Genomic DNA, 18,191 nt, shown 5'->3' with positions numbered 1-18,191 from the left:
CAACTTCACTTTAAACATTTAGTTTTAAACGCTAAATGTGGCATACTTGACCAATTTTGGAGATGCCTCTTCTGTATTTTTACCGTTTTGATTACGGAAGAGTTTAATAACTAAGGAGTTTCCTTATGTGTGGGATCATGGGTGCTATATCTCAGCGTGATATTAGTAAAGTGCTGTTGGAAGGATTACGACGTCTAGAATACCGTGGTTATGATTCAGCAGGTATTGCAGTGATTGATGGCACTGGGCGTTTGAAACGAGTAAGAATTCAAGGGAAGGTACAAGCTTTAGCAGACGCTATGCAAGAAACAGCGATTGCCGGCAATGCTGGTATTGCACATACCCGCTGGGCGACGCATGGAAAGCCTTGTGAACAGAACGCACATCCACATATGTCACATGATGAAATTGCTTTGGTACATAATGGTATTATTGAAAATCACGATGCCTTGCGCCAACGTTTAAAGCAAGCCGGTTACCAATTTACCTCTGAAACTGACACAGAGGTAGCCGCACATTTAATTCATTATCATTATCAACAACATGAAGAATTATTGCGTGCTGTGCAAGATGCTGCTCAAGAGATGCATGGTGCTTTTGCCTTGGGAGTTATTCATCAGAAACGCCCGCAAGAATTAGTTGCAATTCGCAAAGGTAGCCCCTTGGTAGTAGGTTTAGGAATAGATGAGCAATTTATTGCTTCCGATGCGCTAGCTTTGCGCTCTTTTGCTCAATCAGTCATTTATCTTGAGGAAGGGGATAGTGCGTTACTCAGTGATGGGCAAGTTTATTTGTTTGATGCCAATCGACAGAAAGTAAAACGTCAGACGCATCCTCTTAATGGCGATAATCAGGCTGTTAGCAAGGGGCCTTATCGTCATTTTATGTTGAAGGAAATTTATGAGCAGACCAAAGTCTTGGCGGATACGCTGGAGGGACGGATAAGCAGTCAAGATGTTTTGAAAGCAAACTTTGGGGAACGTGCTTCTGCTATTTTTTCTCAGGTCAAGCAAATTCATATTGTCGCTTGTGGTACTAGCTATCATGCAGGACTAATTGCCCGTTATTGGCTAGAGTCTTTGACTGGTTTACCGACTCAGGTAGAAATTGCCAGTGAGTATCGTTACCGGGATGTAGTTGTTAATGAGGGTGCTTTATTTATCGCTGTATCTCAGTCGGGGGAAACAGCGGATACGTTGGCAGCTTTATACAAGGCCAAAACAATGAATTATCTGGCCAGCTTGGCTATTTGTAATGTTGCCACCAGTACATTGGTTCGTGAAGCAGATTGTGTTTTCCTAACACGAGCCGGTATTGAGATAGGGGTTGCCTCAACCAAGGCGTTTACTACTCAACTTGCTGCTTTTCTAATGTTAGCTGCCGCACTGTGTAAGGATGAGCGTATTCATACCATTTTAGCCCAATTGCAGGAATTGCCCGCTAATTGTGAGCGTGTATTAAAGATGAATAGCGAAATTGAGGCACTGGCTTCCATTTTTGTGAATAAAGCACATGCCCTCTTCTTAGGACGTGGGGTGCAGTATCCTGTTGCTTTAGAAGGGGCACTGAAATTAAAGGAAATCTCATATATTCATGCAGAAGCTTATCCAGCTGGTGAACTTAAACATGGTCCTTTAGCTTTGGTTGATAAAGAAATGCCAGTGATTGCTGTGGCGCCAAATGATGAATTACTGGATAAATTAAAGTCAAATTTGCATGAGGTCAGTGCCCGTGGAGGTCAATTGGTTGTGTTTGTTGATGATTCGCAAGCCTGGCAACCTAATGGGGCGCGTTTAATTCATGTACCCGCATGCGGTCAATGGGTTGCTCCGATTGTTTACACAATCCCCTTACAGTTGTTGGCTTATCACGTCGCTGTTGCTAAGGGTACGGATGTGGATCAGCCAAGGAATCTTGCTAAATCGGTGACAGTTGAGTGAATGCAGGTTCGCAATTCTGGTTAAATTTATGGCGAGAAGGAAAAACTAGTTTCCACCGTACAGAGGTAAATCCTGATTTAAGTGCTAGATGGTCCAGCTTGCAGTTGCCTACAGAGGCAACTGTTTTGGTTCCTTTATGTGGTAAAAGTCTTGATATGCTTTGGCTTATGGAGCAGGGCTTTCGAGTGATCGGGATAGAGCTTAGTGAGCAGGCGGTACTGCAATTTAGCGAAGAAAATCGGTTAACGCTGGTGAAAAAAATATATCCGCAGGCTATCAGTTACCAGACCAAATCATTAACTATTTGGGTCGCTAATATTTTTTCTTTAAATCCGGCTTTTATTGTTCCTGCCGATGCGATTTACGATAGAGCAGCATTGATCGCTTTGCCTCCTAATTTGCGTCCTCAGTATGTACGTTGCTGCCTTCAATGGTTGAAGGAACGAGGTAAAATTTTATTAAAAACAATGCATTACGATAACTTAGAAATGCAGGGGCCACCGTTTAGCGTGGCGGATGAGGAAATAAGGCGGCTATATAGTAATTGCCAAATCATACAAAGCATACGCGAAACAAGTCGCCAGGTAGGCGAACAAGAGCCCTTGTATGCTCGTGGATTACGCGAAGTGACCGAAAAGGTCTGGGCTTTACAGGCGCAGTAGTTCTTGAATTACTGCAGTTTTTTGACAGTTAAGAGACAGACTAAGGCAAATGGTCTAAAGTTCGCAAAATGACGGGTAATCGGTATATACTATTCCCGTTTTTTTTATCATGTTTTACGGGGATGTGAATGACTCAAGAGATGTTGGCGTCAGCGACGATTATTGCACAAGAACTTAAAGTAAACGTTTCTCAGGTAGAAACAGCGATTCGTTTGCTGGACGAAGGCGCGACAGTTCCCTTCATCGCTCGTTACCGTAAAGAGGCAACGGATGGGCTTGATGATACCCAACTACGGCAACTTGCTGAGCGTTTGTATTATATCCGTGAACTCGATGAGCGTCGTATAGTTATTTTGCAATCTATTCGTGAGCAAGAAAAATTAACTCCAGAGCTGGAAAAAGCGATTTTAGCGGCTGATAGCAAGACCCGCCTGGAAGATTTGTATTTACCTTACAGACCTAAACGTCGTACAAAAGCACAGATTGCCAAGGAAGCCGGACTCGAGCCGCTTGCTTTAAGTTTATGGCAGAATCCTAATCTCGAGCCAGAGTCAGAAGCGGAGCAATATCTGAATACTGAGTTGGGTGTTGAAGATTGTAAGATTGCCCTGGAAGGCGCACGCCAGATTCTTATGGAGAAATTTGCTGAAGACGCAGAGCTGATTAATGAATTACGTGAATATTTGTGGCAGCATGCTGTATTAAAATCGGAAGGCAGTGGTGATAAGAAAACAGCTGGCAATAAATTTGCTGATTATTTTGATTATGCAGAGCCAATTAAAAAGATTCCATCACACCGTGCTTTGGCCTTATTTCGTGGGCGGCGAGAAAGCGTTTTGCAGGTAACCTTGGTATTGCCGCAAGAGGTGGATTATGTTGAAAAGCGTGTTGCATCCTATTTCAATATTGCCAATGAAAAACGAGCAGCGGATGAATGGTTAGCAGATACAGTACGTTTGACTTGGAAAGTTAAACTATTTACCAAGTTAGAGTTAGAATTACTGACCCGGTTGCGCGAAATAGCGGATGAAGAGGCGATTCATGTTTTTGCCCGCAATCTGCGCGATTTATTACTTGCTGCTCCTGCTGGCCCACAAATTACAATAGGACTTGATCCGGGTATTCGTACTGGTGTGAAAGTCGTCGTGGTTGACATTACTGGTAAGTTACTTGATTACACTACTATTTTTCCTTTTTCACCGCAAAATGAGTGGCATCAATCTATAGCTGAATTGGCCAAATTGGCAGCGAAGTACCAAGTCAATTTATTGAGTATAGGGAATGGTACTGGATCGCGTGAAACAGAACGTTTGGTCGCTGATATGATGAAAATGTATCCGGATTTGAAGCTGACTAAAATTATGGTTAGTGAAGCGGGAGCCTCCGTTTATTCAGCGTCGGAATTAGCTGCAAAAGAGTTCCCGGATCTGGATGTGAGTTTACGAGGGGCAGTTTCTATCGCCAGGCGCTTGCAAGACCCTCTTGCGGAATTAGTAAAAATTGAACCGAAGGCGATTGGTGTGGGGCAATACCAACATGATGTGAATCAGACTCGTTTGGCACGCAGTCTTGATGGGGTAGTAGAAGATTGTGTAAATGCTGTTGGTGTTGATGTTAATACAGCCTCTGTCGCATTATTAACTCGTGTGTCAGGTCTGAATGAAACCTTGGCAAAAAATTTAGTGCAATATCGGGATGAAAACGGTGCTTTTGTAAATCGGGAGCAATTAAAAAACGTAGCCCGCATGGGCGAGAAAACGTTCCAGCAAGCAGCCGGGTTTTTACGTATCATGAACGGTGATAATCCTCTTGACGCTTCCTGTGTACACCCCGAAGCTTATCCTTTGGTTGAAAGGATCCTTGCTGAGCAAAAAGTGAATATTCGCCAAACGATTGGTAATCGTGATTTGTTACGAACTATTAATGCAGAACATTATATCGATGAAAATTATGGTCTCCCAACTATCCGGGATATTTTGCGTGAATTGGAAAAACCGGGACGTGACCCAAGACCTGAATTTAAAACGGCGAGTTTCAAGGAGGGCGTGGAAGACATCAGTCATTTAAAAGAGGGCATGATTTTGGAGGGTGTTGTCTCTAATGTGACTAATTTCGGCGCTTTTGTTGATATTGGTGTTCATCAGGATGGTTTGGTACATATTTCTGCGATGACACATCGCTTTATCAGTGATCCCCACGCTGTAGTGAAGGCAGGTGATATTGTGACTGTTAAAGTAGTAGAAATAGATAAAGAGCGGCGGCGTATAGGATTAAGTATGAAGTTAGACGAAGAGAAAGCGCCTCTGGTACAAAAAAAGGAGGCGAAGCCCCCGTTGAAAAAGCCACAATCAGCTAGAAAACAGGAAATGAAGAAAAAACCTGAGCAAGAAAGGAAGCAAGAAGCGAAGAAAACAATATTTAATACGGCAATGGCTGATGCTTTGGCTAAATTAAAGCGTGGTTCTTAATATGGAGACCCCTCGCGGCGAGATAACTATCCAAACACTGGCAATGCCGGCTGATACGAATGCGAATGGTGATATTTTTGGTGGGTGGTTAGTATCACAAATGGATTTGGCCGCCGGTGTCCTGGCAAAAAAAATATCACGAGGCCGTGCGGCCACAGTTGCTATTCACAGCATGACTTTTCTGAAACCTGTTCATGTGGGGGATGTTGTGAGTTGCCATGTTGAATTAATTAAGCAGGGTACGACTTCCTTGACCATTGCTGTCGAAGTATGGGCCGAGCCCGCTTGGGGTTCAGGAAAATACCGCGTGACGGAGGGAACGTTCGTTTTTGTAGCCATTGATGATGAGGGAAAGCCAAGACAGGTGCTCAGCAAAGATGACTGTTGATCATAATGATTTGAAACAATGGATTGCCGCCATAGCTACCGTAATCGCGGAAAACACTGATCCCGAACCACACCTCTACACCCCTTTTTTGCACGAGCCAGAATTAGCTTTGCCCTTGATCGACCTTATTGATGATTTGGATGAAGAGAATGTGGATGAAGAACGCTCTTACTATTCTGCCTGTGTTTTTGCTTTAGATATCTGTGTTGCACAATTGCAATCTGCTCAGGAAAACGAAAATAAACTAGCTGGGAAGTCACTTAATCAATTGATGCTTAAAATTGCAGATGCAATTAATAGTAATAAACATAGCTTAAGCTTTTGGCTACCTATTTTAAATGCCTTTTATGACGTTCATGTTGAACTACTGCCTGAATTAAAAGACGCTTATCTGGAATTAGCGGGGCAAGAAGATGAATGGTCACCCGATGAAGAAATTGATCATTTGAATGCTATTCGCGACATGATTGAAGAACTGTCTGATTTGTCGGTCTTTGATATAGCGGAAAACTTTTTTGCCCAGAGTTACGCTATGCCGGCGGATTTTTTTGCAGATTTAATTCTTGATCTCTATAGCATAGAAGAGGGGCAGGATATTGCGCTATTGACTTTACTGCATCCCAAGCAAGAGGTTCGCAATATCGTTGTGGCAACCTTTGAGCACTTAATAGATAAAATTACCTTAAGCTCTGTTTCACTTTCCCGGTTGCAAGCGATTAAAAATTGGTATCCAGTTAGTTACCATGAACAATTTAATCGTTGGTTGAAAATACAGCGCAAGAAAGGCGTTGTATTTCACCATGAAGAATCACCCACACTGGTGCGGATAAAAGCCAGTGAAGTGGATGGTAGTGGCGCCCAGGGGCTTTTTATTCATGTAAAAAAGAATCGCAAACATCGTTTATGTGGTTTGCTTTTTAAACAAGAGTTTGGTATCAAAGACGCTTGGATTACACCGGAAATACCTGCTGAAAATGTCGCTAAATATTATGATGAAGCCTTCGATGACAGCGTGACTTTGCGAACCGTAGACAGTGCTTATTTATTGATGATGACAGGCCATTTTTTAGCTTTAACAATGCAACAGGGCGGTATGCCTGATTTGCACTTGCTAGAAATGCAGGAGTTGCTGGGGTTGCATTTTTTGGCTAATCCGATTGATATTCCGCTCTTTATTGAGCAATTAAGTGTACAAATAACACCATTCACACCCGAAGCAATGCAATCATCATTTATTCGCTCCAAATCATGGCCGTATAGCAAACGTTTTACGGAGTCTTGGTATATTGAGAATGCCCATATTGATAAATTAGTTAATCGCTGCTGCAGTTTTGTTGAAGGTGTGAAAGTTTGTGCTATGGATGAAGCCATTGCGACTGTCTTCGCGAATGAGTTAGAGGCACACCGCGATAAGTGGTTATTTCATTTCTTGTGGGTCGCTTTGTGGTCAAAAGCAAAAACCCGTAAAAATGAAAAGATATGGCAGGATAGCTTTTTTATTGCTTATGCTATTCATACTGGAAGGTTGTTAGATGCTATCCCAATTATGCATGAGATTTGTCGCCAGACGGTTATTAATAGCATTGAAACGATGAATGAGCGTCGTACCTATTTAAACAAAGAATAAGCTGCTTTTATTTCATTTAATGTTTTGTGGATAACTTTGTTCACAAAGGGGAAATGCGTTGAAAAAAAAGGCAAAAAAATAATTAACATATTGATTTTTAAATTTATTTCCTTGAAATGCGATTTGCGATTTAACTCACACAATCTGTGGGTAAGTTTGTGGGTTGTTGCGTGAATACCTGAAAAAACCTAACGTTAGATTACTGTACTCATTTGTACCAACAGGGCTATGACAGATCTATCGAAGACAGGATGTAGATTGCTTTATTAGACGTTTTCTTATATGATGGCTGCCTAAAATATACGCATTTTTTGCGCTTTCACGGTTTAAAAGTAACTATCATGCTTGATACACTTGCCCGTACACTACTCGCTTTCAGTAATGGCTCAGTAGTTATTCCTTTAATCATTCTTGGTTTTATTTGGCTGGATCGTAATGTTTTTTATCATGCAGCCTGTCTGGTTCTACTAGGTATTGTGGTCAATGTTGCCTTGAAGGTCACTTTCCAAATTCCTCTTCCCCCGGCTTTGGGTAAAGACTGGTTTGCTTTTCCAAGCGGCCATATGCAACTATCGACAGTCTTGTACGTTTGGTTAGCGTATAACGTAGCGAAACCTTTATTCCGATTAGCGATTGTTGCTTTATTAGTTGGAATTGGTGCAAGCCTTATCCATTTTGATTACCATAATTTGTTTGATGTGTTAGCGGGAAGTTTTTTTGCTCTCCTTTTAATCGTTGCTTATTATCTGCCATCTAAAAAATGGCCGCAAAAAATGCCTCTCATTGTGGTTCTTATTGGTTCTCTGCTGGTGTTTTATATTAATTGGCGTTATACGCGTATACCCGTCCATGCATGGATGGCCTATTACGCCTTATCTGGATTTGTTATTTCTGATAAGTTGTGTGGAAGAAATACGGCTCTTTTATTATCACATAAATTATTAGCAACTTTCCTATGCGTTTTGGCGCTTGTTACTATTCATCTGGTTTTTCACCATATGTTACCTAACAATCCCCCTGCCCATATTTATCAACTGGAATGGCTGGTTATTGGTTTGACCGTCCCTACGATGGTTTATATGGCCAGGTGTATTGAGAAACAATGGTCTTCCAGATTTAAGATAGCTACCTAAACAGCTGGACGAGATAGCAACATCATAAAATGGAAGTGTTCACAGGGAAGGCTCGCAGTGACAAAATTTACTTACCCCGTGAGCACTTACCATAACATAACAATCAGAAAGGCCCGATTAACGGTGGATTTAAATAAAAGGCGCATTATGCGCCTTTTATTAAGCGTTTTGCGCCGCTTTTTTTAAGGCTTTTTGATACTGTTTCCAGTCTTTATCTTTTGCAAAGATAAAGTGTGCCGCTTCTTCAATAAAGAAACCCACATCATCAATATTTGCCCATTGGCAATATTGCTGAATAGCTATAAAGGTTTCATTGTTGATCTCTGCCTTAATTTTTTCTTTTTTTATGTTGCGATTACCATTAATAATTGCCATTGTTAATTTCCTTTTTAGTCAATCAAGACGCATCATAACATAAGAAAAATACTAGATGGTAGGAGACAAAGCCGCTGTAGGTTCTGGTACCTTGCTACCAGGTACAACTTGTAAAACTCTTCCCGATAGTTTCGTTGTCAAGGCGAGTTTGGCTCGTGCGTGGATTGCTTGAGTGTTTTGCAGCAAACGGCTTATTTCTGCGTCCTCTGTCTCATCTGTATCACAGAGTTCATTCAGCAATTCCGTTGCCTCAGCAGTCCCCGAGAAGGCGTTATTAATTCTTGATTGCATGGACTCACATTGGTTTGATTGTGTTTGAGCAATTTGTGCTTGCTCTTTAAGGGTTGCTGTTAGCTCTACTAAATCAGTCTCACAACGGCTTAAATCATCTCTAACAGCAGTTAATGTCGCGCTACTATCTGGTTTACTAGTAAGTTCCCCAGTGACACTGCGAATTGTTGCCGTACAATGAAGAACATCTTTACCCAATTCATCGAGTTTGAGACTAAATTGACCTCCCGAACTCTGTACCAGTGCTTGGCTTGCATCAAGTACTTCTTTTACTCCAGCTAACCCTTTGATTGCTTGTTGTAAAGATAGAATTTGTTTATTTAATGCTTCTAATTTTTTATCCAAATCAGCTGCATAAGAAGCCAGGGCTTCATTTTTTTGGAAAATTGCATCAAATACTTCGACGAGTCGGGTTTCTACCGCATTGAAGGACTCAATAGACTCGGCTAAATTTTTTTCCATTTTAACAATATTTTCACAGATGTCTTGTTCGCGTTTGCTATCCCGTGCGTTATGGTTATTAAATAGAAAAATCAAACCTATGTAACTACTTATGATAGCCAGTAAGGCGATGGTATTAAATAAGAGGCTGGCTACTAATGCGACTCCAATGACTTCGGCAGTTAAAATTATTTTTTGCCATATAGTCTTTTGACCATACCATTGGGCGGCTGTATCAATGAGACTTTGCCTCAGGTTATAGCGCTTTCTAAGCAAATCTAAATCAGATTTGAATAGCTCAAATCGCTTTTGATGTTCATTTAATCGAGCAAGTTTTTCATGGGCAACTATTTTTAATGAATTAAGTGAGGTATCGGATGCTAATGGTGCATTGGTTTGATTTGATGTAGACATAATTTTAATTTCCTTATATTAGAATTGGTTAATTATTAAGCAAAGAATCCCGGGTTAGTCCCTGAGACGGCTCTTATAGGGAGCTGTCTTTGAGCTGCTTCTATTTGGCTGGTAAGCTCGATGACTAATTTTTCAGAGGCTTGCAATTCTGCTACTAAAGCCTTTCTGGTTTTTACTAAATCCTGAATTTTTAGAGACGCACGACTAAGACTTTCCTTGCTTGCAGAATGTTGTTCAGCCATCTTTTCCACATCTTTTTCCAAAGAGGCTATTTTTTTACTTTTTTCAGCATTTTCATTTCGGACTGTATCGAGACTTTCTGCAAGTTGTGTGATGCTTTTTTTCGCCGTTTCCAATTGTTCCTGTGTTGTTGCAATCTCATTTTCTCTTTCAAGTAAGGTTGATTTTGCAAGCTCAAGAGCTTGTGAGGCTTTTTCAAGTAAGATTATCTTGACTTTTAATTCCTCCAGGAGGCCTTGCATTTTTTGGTTATTTGCTTCACTAGTTGAGAGCAAGCTGGTATTGGTTGCCATTAATTTATCTTTTTCACTATCAATGACAGCTACACCGCTGTCTAAGCGTTCTAGATTTAAAGCAATTTTTTGGCTATGTACACTAGTCTCTGTTTCCAGGCGCAGGGTTTGTTGCAGGGTAGAATCTACAATACTATCGAGATGGTCCAATCGGCGTTCATTTCTTTCCCGCCCGGTATCCTCGATTTGTTGTATTGCCGCTTCCTCTGCTTGATTTCTTGCGTCATTCATTTTTTGCACAAACACAGTGGCTCCTACACCCGCAGAAGCTGCTGCAAATGTTGTGAAATAAAGAACGACTTTAGAAATGACAATAGTACTTGCTGTGATAGTTAATATCATAAAATAGTCCTTATTTAAGTGGTATTGACTTTGAATGGATATTCTCGACGGAAGTCAGAGGTTTTCTAAACAGGGCCAGATAGAGAGAGTTGTAGGAGAAACTGCTGCAGTTACATTAAAAGAATTAACACTGGTGTATATTGGGTCATGGACCGCTTCCCTGTCTAAAAAGAATGTCACCTTTAATATCCATACCTTGGTGAACAAAGTCATCATAGCATAAGCAAAAAAGTCAGTCATTAAGATCTATGATGGTACAAATAGAGCGCTTAGTTGTTAAAAATATCAAGATCGACGATAAATTGACTGACTAAATCATTAAAAGCGTCCGGTTGTTCAAGTATCACTGCGTGGCCTGCATTAGCGATGAAATGAATTTTCTGTTGCCAAAGATTCTTAAATTCTAGCCCCTTCACATAGTGATAATTAATAGCAATATCCTGTCCGCCGGCAATCACGGCAATGGGTTTTTCCCAGGTTGCTACAATTTTTTTTTGATTCAGGCCAATTTTTTCCGTGATTGATTGAGGATAAATAAGACGTACATCGTTATCAGTGTGTAAGATAGCATCTACTAAAAATTGTTTTTCCTGGCTGTAATCATAACCAGAGACTTGTGCTAATAATTGTGCTTCTTTTAAGGTTAAGTCTTTCTTGCCAAAGCATTGTAAGATTTCAGGGGCAAGGACTTTAAATCCTTCCGTTAAACCTAAACTAGAGACTTCGATTGGTGGCGTGCCAGTAATAATAAGGCCTAGTAACTGTTCTAGTCTTGGTATTAATTCCAGGGCCACATGTCCGCCTAGAGACCAGCCTACGATGATTAATTGATTAATTGATAGCTGCTCCACTACTTCTGCCACTATTTCTGCGAAACCAGGAAAATTATAACTGTGTTGACTATTAAAAGGAGGGGGGCTCTCACCATAACCTGGCAAGTCAAGGGCAATTCGACGGTAGGCGGTGAATATCGGCGCATCCATCTGTTTATGAAAGAATGTTTTATTAGTGCAATGGCCATGAAGAAATAGCAGGGTTATGGGGCTGGCTACATTTGCTTGAGAAAGCGAAACGTTACCAAAAGACGTGGTTAATAAACTAGTCTCATGACTCGATATTGTTCGCAATTGTATACCTGGGTGAGTAAGTCAATTCAATTTAAGGGTATTTTAATTACTCATCATTAATTAAGGAATACAAAGCCAAAGAATGCCTAGAGAAGAAAGACTGCCTAGGGTCCATAGTGTCGAGCGTAAGGTTGCCCAATTGAGTAAGTAAAGCAAATGATAGATACCTCGGGATATTAAATGAAAGATAGCTAATCCCTGTATTAGGCAAGATGTATTATGAGTGGCTATGGCCGTCAGAGCGGCAGTTGAGAAAATAATTAGCGATTCAAAGCTATTTTGATGCGCTGCGACTGCCCGTGCACCAATCCCGGTAAGTGCGGCCTGTTGGGTTCGGGGATGCTTGTTGTCATAACCTCCGGGTTGCTTTTTCATCATTATAACGACTGGAATCTTTGCAAGATAAGGAAGTAGGCAGGCAATAAAAAGACATAAGGTTAAAGTCAGCATCGTTGCTCAATTTAGAAGAAACACTCTTTTTATAGTAAAAGATTTAAGGTTGAAAAGATATTTAGCATCGCGTTGACCTTGGTGATTCAGGGTTACCCGTAATAGGGAACGAGCCAAATTGCGAAAATGCAATGGCTATGGGTTGCTCAAAGGTATAGTAAGTAGTATTTTTAAACAAGCAAATAGATTTTCTTGGTGTAAGCAATCTATTTGTTTTTGTAGATAACTCGCAAAAATTCAATTAATCAACTAGGCTCTTATAGTGCAACGCAACAAAAACGGAGAAAATTATGAATCAGGACTATTTAAAGAGTTGGGCTGCGATAGCAAATGAAATGCAAAAACCATTTCAGGCTATGATGGAATTGAATGTTAAAATGCTACAAAATTTAACTTATCTGAAACCGGAAGAGTTTTCAGAGATGCATAAACCCGGAGCATTACTCGATAAGCAAGTCAAACTTGTTATGGAGAATAGCCATAAAGCGCTTGATTATATGAAACAATCGTTTCAGATTTTAGAGACTGCTTTTCAAACAATTTCCAAAGAAGCGAAAGTAACTACTGGAAAAACTTTTGAAAATACCATGTCCACAATCAAGCAGGTTACACCAATAATGAAAAAAACGCTGTCAACGACTAAGAAAGCAGTTTCTGCTACGAAGAAGGCAACTTCTTCTGCAGCCAAGAAAACAGCTTCTTTAGCTAAAAAGGCGGCTACTACAACAGCGAAGAAGGCGGCATCCTCAGCTAAAAAGAAAACGCCTATAGTTAAGAAAGCTTCTCCAGCAGCTAAAACAGTTCATGCGGCTAAAAAAACGGCTCCTACCAAGACAACTGCTGTCAAGAAAGCAGCTTCTCCAGCGGCTAAAAAAGTAGCTTCTGGCAAGAAAACAGCTCCTGCAGTTAAGAAGGTGAGTCCTGTAGCCAAGAAAAAAGCGTCTCCAGTTAAGAAGGTGGCTGCGGCTAAGAAACCAACCCCCAAGGTATCAACACCAGCCAGCAGAATGTCAACGCCAGCTAGTGGAATATCAACATCAGCCAGTAGAATGTCTGCACCAACGGGCAAGATGTCAACACCAATGAATAGACCACCATTAAGTTCAGGCACAGTATCGACCAGCAAGCCTATGTCTGACATGAAGTTGGCTATGCCTACTGGCAAAATCACAATGCCAGAGAATAGAAGCTCTGTACCTGCTAACAGAATGAATACCACATTCGGCAAATTAAGCACTAGCGAAAATAGAATGTTAGGTTCTGAAAGTGGATCAAAAAAGCCGGATAGTAAATAGGCTAGTGAGGAAACAGTTTTACCGTATTGAGCATTAACCTTCTTGGCAATTGCTCTGAGGGTTAATGCAATTTTAGCAGCAAAGACTATTACAAAATTATTATTTCATAATAAGCCGTTTTAATTATTAGTTTTTATTGTCAAGTTTAGCTGGTTTTTGTGAGGCATTTACGAGCCGGGGAACTGGAGAAATTGCTCAAAATCTTGTGCTGCCAAAGGCTCACAAAAATAATGGCCTTGAATTTCATTGCAATGATGAGACTGTAAAAATTCAAGTTGCTCTTTAGATTCTACTCCTTCAGCAATAACATCCAACTTTAGATTTTTTGCCAGAGTAATAATGGCCTGTATGATGACCTCATCCGCGTGATTAACATTGATATTATTAATATAGGATGGATCGATTTTTATCCGATCAATAGGGTATATTTTAAGGTGATTTAAGAGCGTGTAACCAGCTCCGAAATCATCCAGAGCGAAATGGACACCTAATTTCTTTAATTGAGCAAAAATAGGATTGATTTCGCCTCCTGTTAAAATGACATTTTCGGTGATTTCAAGTTCGAGATATTGTGGCTCTAACCCGGTTTCTAATAGTATCGTTTTAATGATGTCGGCCAAATTAGGTTGTTTTAGTTGTTTGCTCGCTATATTGACTGCTATGCGGATTTTGGGGAATCCTAATTCCTGCCATCGTTTATTTTGCTTGCAAGCCTCCCGTAGAACCCATTCACCAATGGGAAGAATTAAGCCGGTTTCCTCTGCCAGAGGGATGAAATTAATGGGAAGAAGAATACCTTTTTCTGGATGGTGCCAGCGAATAAGTGCTTCGGCTGATACGAGTTTCTGCGTAGCCAAATCGAGTTGGGGCTGATAGCATAAAAAGAATTCTTTATTCTCAATCGCGCGATGCAAGTCAGATTCTAATTGCAAGCGTGCTGCACTTTTCTCACCGAGACTTGCAGAATAATATTGAAATTGATTTCCACCTTGCTCTTTTGCGTTATACATTGCAATATCAGCACTACGTAATAACTCTTCAAAAGTTTGACCATCTTGCGGAAAGACAGCAATACCAATACTTGGTGTTACTAGAATTTCCTGCCCATTAACTATAAAGGGTTTATTGAAAACCTGTAACAGCTTGTTGGCAATTTTCCCCGCCTGGGTGTCATTAGCTAAGGATTCCAATAGGGCAACAAATTCGTCCCCACCAAGACGCGCTAAGATATCCTCTTTCCGCATCACTTTTTGCAGGCGTTTGGCTGCTTCTTGTAATAATTTGTCACCTGCAATATGACTAAAACTGTCATTGATTAATTTAAAGCGGTCGAGATCGAAGAAAAGAAAACAAAACATTGTTTTATTGCGTCGGGCACAGGAAATAGTTTGGGTTAGTCGTTCTGCTAAAAGAATACGATTGGGTAATTGGGTTAAAGCATCATGAGTAGCCTGGTACTGCAACTGTTCTTCTAGCTGGGCGCGTTTGGTAATATCACGGAAACACCAAATACGGCCTGTTATTTTATCGGCAATTTTATAGGGTTGGGTATAGATTTCCACAACCTGATTTTTGTTATACCTGAGAGTGTTTGTTGCCGTGTTATTTTTCTTGCTTGCCAAGTGCTGGGTGATTTTTAAAAAAGCATGGGAATTTTCCATTTGCCCAGCAATATAGTGTAAAAGTGCATTGGCATCGTTTTTTGCCATCATGGTTTTGGGAATATGAAACATATGCATCAGATTTTTATTATAATCAATAAGACTATTGGTATTATTCATTACTAAAATGCCATCAGCAGAGGCTTCAAGTGTTCCCCTGGTAACAGAAAGGGATTCTTGCAGGGATTGAGTACGTTCTTTAACTTGGGTTTCCAGTAATTTAGTATAATCGCGGGATTCTTGCAGAAGTTGCCACTTCTTGGTCAGGGCGCAGGATAATTGCCGTACTGCAATGCTATCGAAGGGTTTTTTTAAGATAAGTAAATTTTCACGTTGTCCTAGCTGTTGAATCGTTTCTTCCCAAGTATAGTCTGAATAAGCAGTACAAATGACTATTTGAATATTCGGGTCAAGCTGCCAAATTTTTTTTGTTGTCTCTATCCCATCCCAACCAGGCGGCATCCTGATATCAACAAAAGCCAGTGCGTACGGATCATTATCATGGAGCGCTTCGGCAATTTTTGCTACACCATCTTGCCCCTGTGTAGCGGTTACAATGCGGAATTTAGGCAGGCTGGATTCAGGTTTCTTTTGGAGACCAAACATTTGTTTTTCGAACGAGTCTAATGTAGCGTCCTCTACATTTTCTGCGCTATTTTTAGTTGACAAGATTTTGATGAAATCCGAATGAATAGCCGGATTATCATCAATAATGAGAATTTTCATATCCTTTGTAGCTATCGTCATTCAGAAATCTCCCGGAAAGCTGCTTTAAAGGAACCGCTAAAGTAAATTCGGCTCCCTGCCCAAATCCTTTACTTTTGACTAGCAAGGTTCCTCCTAATTCTTTTGCTGCCAGGGCACTGGCATGTAGGCCAAAACCATGGCCATGAGATTTTGTAGTAAAACCAAAGGTAAAAATTTTGCGCAGATTTTCAGCGGTGATACCAATTCCATTATCACTAATGATAAGCTCTGCCTGATTAGTCATTGGATTAAGCCTTATCTTAATTTTGATGGTTTTATTCAGTACATGATGTTTAGGATCGGTTAAGGCATCTTTGGCATTTTGAATTAAATTGATAATGATTTGTAATAGTTTGGCTTTGTCACTCATGAGTTCGCAGTGATGTTCCACTTCTTGATGAATAGTAATATCTTGTTTTTCAATAGCATTTTTGCACATGGAAATTGCGGTATTCACAATCTCCGGAAGGAGTAATTTTTCCGCAATGCCTGAAACCCCGCTAATGGACTCCTGCATGGTGACTATATCACCGATATGATGGACTTGTTCAGCCAGGCACGTGATTTCTTTATCAATCTTATCGTATTCGGTAGTGATTTTTGTAACAAGGGCTATCAAATAATCAGGCAAGATTTTTCCTTTTTCATCTTCGTTCAGATAGTACGCAAGATTGGTCATGTTTTCTTTTAACATAGTAGAAACAGCAGTCAAATGAGGTACATAAGGTTTATTGATCATTTCCTTAACCAGGTCTATAGAAACATTGACGGTATTAAGCACATTGCCAATATTATGTAAAATGGATGTCGCGAGCTCTGTCATGCCCGCTTGTCGTGCCAGGGTAATTAATTGCGAATTTAGATCACAATTTTGCAGATAAGTCTGATAATGGTTGCATGCGGCAGTGGTGCGAGCGATCAATTCTTCCGGTTCAAAGGGTTTTGATAAATAATCATCTGCTCCTGCACCTAAGCTGCTAACGACAGCTTCATTACCTGCTTTAGCCGTAATTAAAATAATAGGTATATGGGTAGTAGAGGGATCTTCTTTAAGAAGTTTAGTCAGTTGGTAGCCGTCAATAAGCGGCATCATGATGTCAGAAAGAATAACATGTGGTTTATATTGATGAACCGCATCGAGTGCCAATTTGCCGTTCTCAACTGCAATCACGTCAAAATTATTCTCAAGTAAAGACGTTATATAATGACGGATATCGCGATTATCATCTGCAATGACAATAAAGGGACGCTCTTTTTTTGGAGACGTTTTAGCAGGTAAGGGAGCAATGCCCTGCTCAGGAGTTGCCAGAAGAGAAAAATCAACCTTAAAGTTATGCGGTGTCGAGGAGGCTATGGCGTCTGATTTAGTCGAGGCAGGTGGTGCTTGGGCAGTACGTTCTGGCAGGCTGATATGAAAAGAAGAGCCTTTACCTACCATACTGTCAACTCGGATATTTCCTTGCATTAACTCAACAAATTGTTTAACCAAGGTCAAACCAATGCCACTTCCTTCATAAGCTCTGGTACTTGACGAGTCAACTTGATGGAAGCGTTCAAAAACAAATGGGATTTGAGATTGAGGAATGCCTGCTCCGGTATCAGTAACCAGAAGGTCTATAGTTTTTTTACCTCGTTGAAGGGTTACCTTAATCTCCCCTCCTGGCGAAGTGAATTTAAGAGCATTACTTAGTAAATTGAAGACAATTTTTTCAATTATTTTTTTGTCCAATAAGACTTGTTTAATTGCCGGAGCAGGAAAGAATTGGAGGCTAATTTTACGCTCCTGAGCCAAGCCTTGGATATCATCAATTAATTGCGCGATAAACTGATTTAAATCTACCGGTTCTTCGTATAATTCAAATTTATTTGCCTCAAGTTTGGTAAAATCCAGCAAGTTATTGACCAATATATAAAGCCGGACCGCATTGCGTTGCATACGGTATAAATTTTTTGTTACTTCAGCAGGGAGTGAATTCGCCTCATTTAACAGAATAGTTTTGAGCGGACTTAAAATGAGTGTTAAAGGAGTACGTAATTCATGACTTATATTGGTGATAAATTCAGATTTTAAGCGGTCTACTTCCATTAGTTTATAATTTTTATCCCGTGTATCAATCAGGGCACGGCGTGCTGTATCAACAAGAAAATTAACCAGCATCGTTAGTTTTTGAATGCTTTCGTCTTGGCTGTCGATCTTAATCGTAAAATCAAAGTCTCCTTTTACGGCCAGGCAAAGTTGATCTGCTATTTCTTCAATGCTCTTTTGTAATGTGGAGAATGTTTGTTTTGCCATAGAC

14 protein-coding genes are annotated in these 18,191 nt (G+C 40.4%); 7 read left to right on the top strand and 7 right to left on the bottom strand.

The annotated features are described in order from the left end of the window. Positions 1 to 125: 125 nt before the first annotated feature. From glmS to ACN4Z1_RS00690, 6 genes are all read left to right on the top strand, one after another. Positions 126 to 1,940, top strand: a complete 1,815-nt coding sequence (gene glmS / locus ACN4Z1_RS00715) for a glutamine--fructose-6-phosphate transaminase (isomerizing) (RefSeq protein ID WP_228363645.1) — start codon at positions 126 to 128, stop codon at positions 1,938 to 1,940. After that, entirely contained in the window at positions 1,937 to 2,602 is a 666-nt protein-coding gene (locus ACN4Z1_RS00710; RefSeq protein WP_228363646.1) for a thiopurine S-methyltransferase, read from the top strand. Before glmS ends, ACN4Z1_RS00710 begins: the two co-directional genes overlap by 4 nt. A gap of 128 nt (positions 2,603 to 2,730) precedes the next feature. Continuing rightward, the gene (locus ACN4Z1_RS00705) at positions 2,731 to 5,070 is read left to right on the top strand and encodes a Tex family protein (RefSeq protein ID WP_228363647.1); all 2,340 of its coding nucleotides are present in this window, start codon (positions 2,731 to 2,733) and stop codon (positions 5,068 to 5,070) included. Position 5,071: 1 nt separating this feature from the next. Then, positions 5,072 to 5,458, top strand: a complete 387-nt coding sequence (locus ACN4Z1_RS00700; RefSeq protein ID WP_115220103.1) for an acyl-CoA thioesterase — start codon at positions 5,072 to 5,074, stop codon at positions 5,456 to 5,458. Continuing rightward, the gene (locus ACN4Z1_RS00695) at positions 5,448 to 7,085 is read left to right on the top strand and encodes a hypothetical protein (protein WP_228363648.1); all 1,638 of its coding nucleotides are present in this window, start codon (positions 5,448 to 5,450) and stop codon (positions 7,083 to 7,085) included. Before ACN4Z1_RS00700 ends, ACN4Z1_RS00695 begins: the two co-directional genes overlap by 11 nt. Positions 7,086 to 7,426: 341 nt before the next feature. Then, complete coding sequence (locus tag ACN4Z1_RS00690) at positions 7,427 to 8,218, top strand: phosphatase PAP2 family protein (protein WP_228363649.1); 792 nt, start codon at positions 7,427 to 7,429, stop codon at positions 8,216 to 8,218. A gap of 159 nt (positions 8,219 to 8,377) precedes the next feature. Here ACN4Z1_RS00690 and ACN4Z1_RS00685 read toward each other — a convergent pair whose 3' ends face one another. From ACN4Z1_RS00685 to ACN4Z1_RS00665, 5 genes are all read right to left on the bottom strand, one after another. Next, positions 8,378 to 8,593, bottom strand: a complete 216-nt coding sequence (locus tag ACN4Z1_RS00685; protein ID WP_115220106.1) for a hypothetical protein — start codon at positions 8,591 to 8,593, stop codon at positions 8,378 to 8,380. A 51-nt stretch (positions 8,594 to 8,644) separates the two neighbouring features. After that, the gene (locus ACN4Z1_RS00680; RefSeq protein ID WP_228363650.1) at positions 8,645 to 9,739 is read right to left on the bottom strand and encodes a hypothetical protein; all 1,095 of its coding nucleotides are present in this window, start codon (positions 9,737 to 9,739) and stop codon (positions 8,645 to 8,647) included. 35 nt (positions 9,740 to 9,774) lie between these two features. Beyond that, positions 9,775 to 10,614, bottom strand: coding sequence for a hypothetical protein (locus tag ACN4Z1_RS00675; RefSeq protein WP_115220108.1), 840 nt, complete (start codon positions 10,612 to 10,614; stop codon positions 9,775 to 9,777). A gap of 269 nt (positions 10,615 to 10,883) precedes the next feature. After that, the gene (locus ACN4Z1_RS00670) at positions 10,884 to 11,741 is read right to left on the bottom strand and encodes an alpha/beta fold hydrolase (protein WP_228363651.1); all 858 of its coding nucleotides are present in this window, start codon (positions 11,739 to 11,741) and stop codon (positions 10,884 to 10,886) included. 60 nt (positions 11,742 to 11,801) lie between these two features. Continuing rightward, a complete protein-coding gene (locus tag ACN4Z1_RS00665; protein WP_115220111.1) occupies positions 11,802 to 12,191 on the bottom strand; it encodes an MAPEG family protein in 390 nt (129 codons plus the stop codon). A gap of 335 nt (positions 12,192 to 12,526) precedes the next feature. Here ACN4Z1_RS00665 and ACN4Z1_RS00660 point away from each other — a divergent pair, with 335 nt between their 5' ends. Beyond that, a complete protein-coding gene (locus tag ACN4Z1_RS00660) occupies positions 12,527 to 13,486 on the top strand; it encodes a hypothetical protein (protein ID WP_419423035.1) in 960 nt (319 codons plus the stop codon). A gap of 167 nt (positions 13,487 to 13,653) precedes the next feature. Here the strand turns inward: ACN4Z1_RS00660 and ACN4Z1_RS00655 are convergent, their stop codons facing one another. Continuing rightward, on the bottom strand, positions 13,654 to 15,894 hold the full coding sequence (locus ACN4Z1_RS00655) for an EAL domain-containing protein (protein WP_228363652.1): 2,241 nt from the start codon (positions 15,892 to 15,894) through the stop codon (positions 13,654 to 13,656). Then, positions 15,854 to 18,187 (bottom strand): ATP-binding protein, encoded by a 2,334-nt coding sequence (locus ACN4Z1_RS00650; protein WP_228363653.1) that lies wholly within the window; start codon positions 18,185 to 18,187, stop codon positions 15,854 to 15,856. Before ACN4Z1_RS00650 ends, ACN4Z1_RS00655 begins: the two co-directional genes overlap by 41 nt. Positions 18,188 to 18,191: the final 4 nt, after the last annotated feature.

Origin of the sequence: Legionella sp. ST3F1 (genome assembly GCF_048553315.1) — a bacterium.
Taxonomy (GTDB): Bacteria; Pseudomonadota; Gammaproteobacteria; order Legionellales; family Legionellaceae; genus Tatlockia; species Tatlockia donaldsonii.
This window is presented reverse-complemented; position numbering and strand designations above follow the sequence as displayed.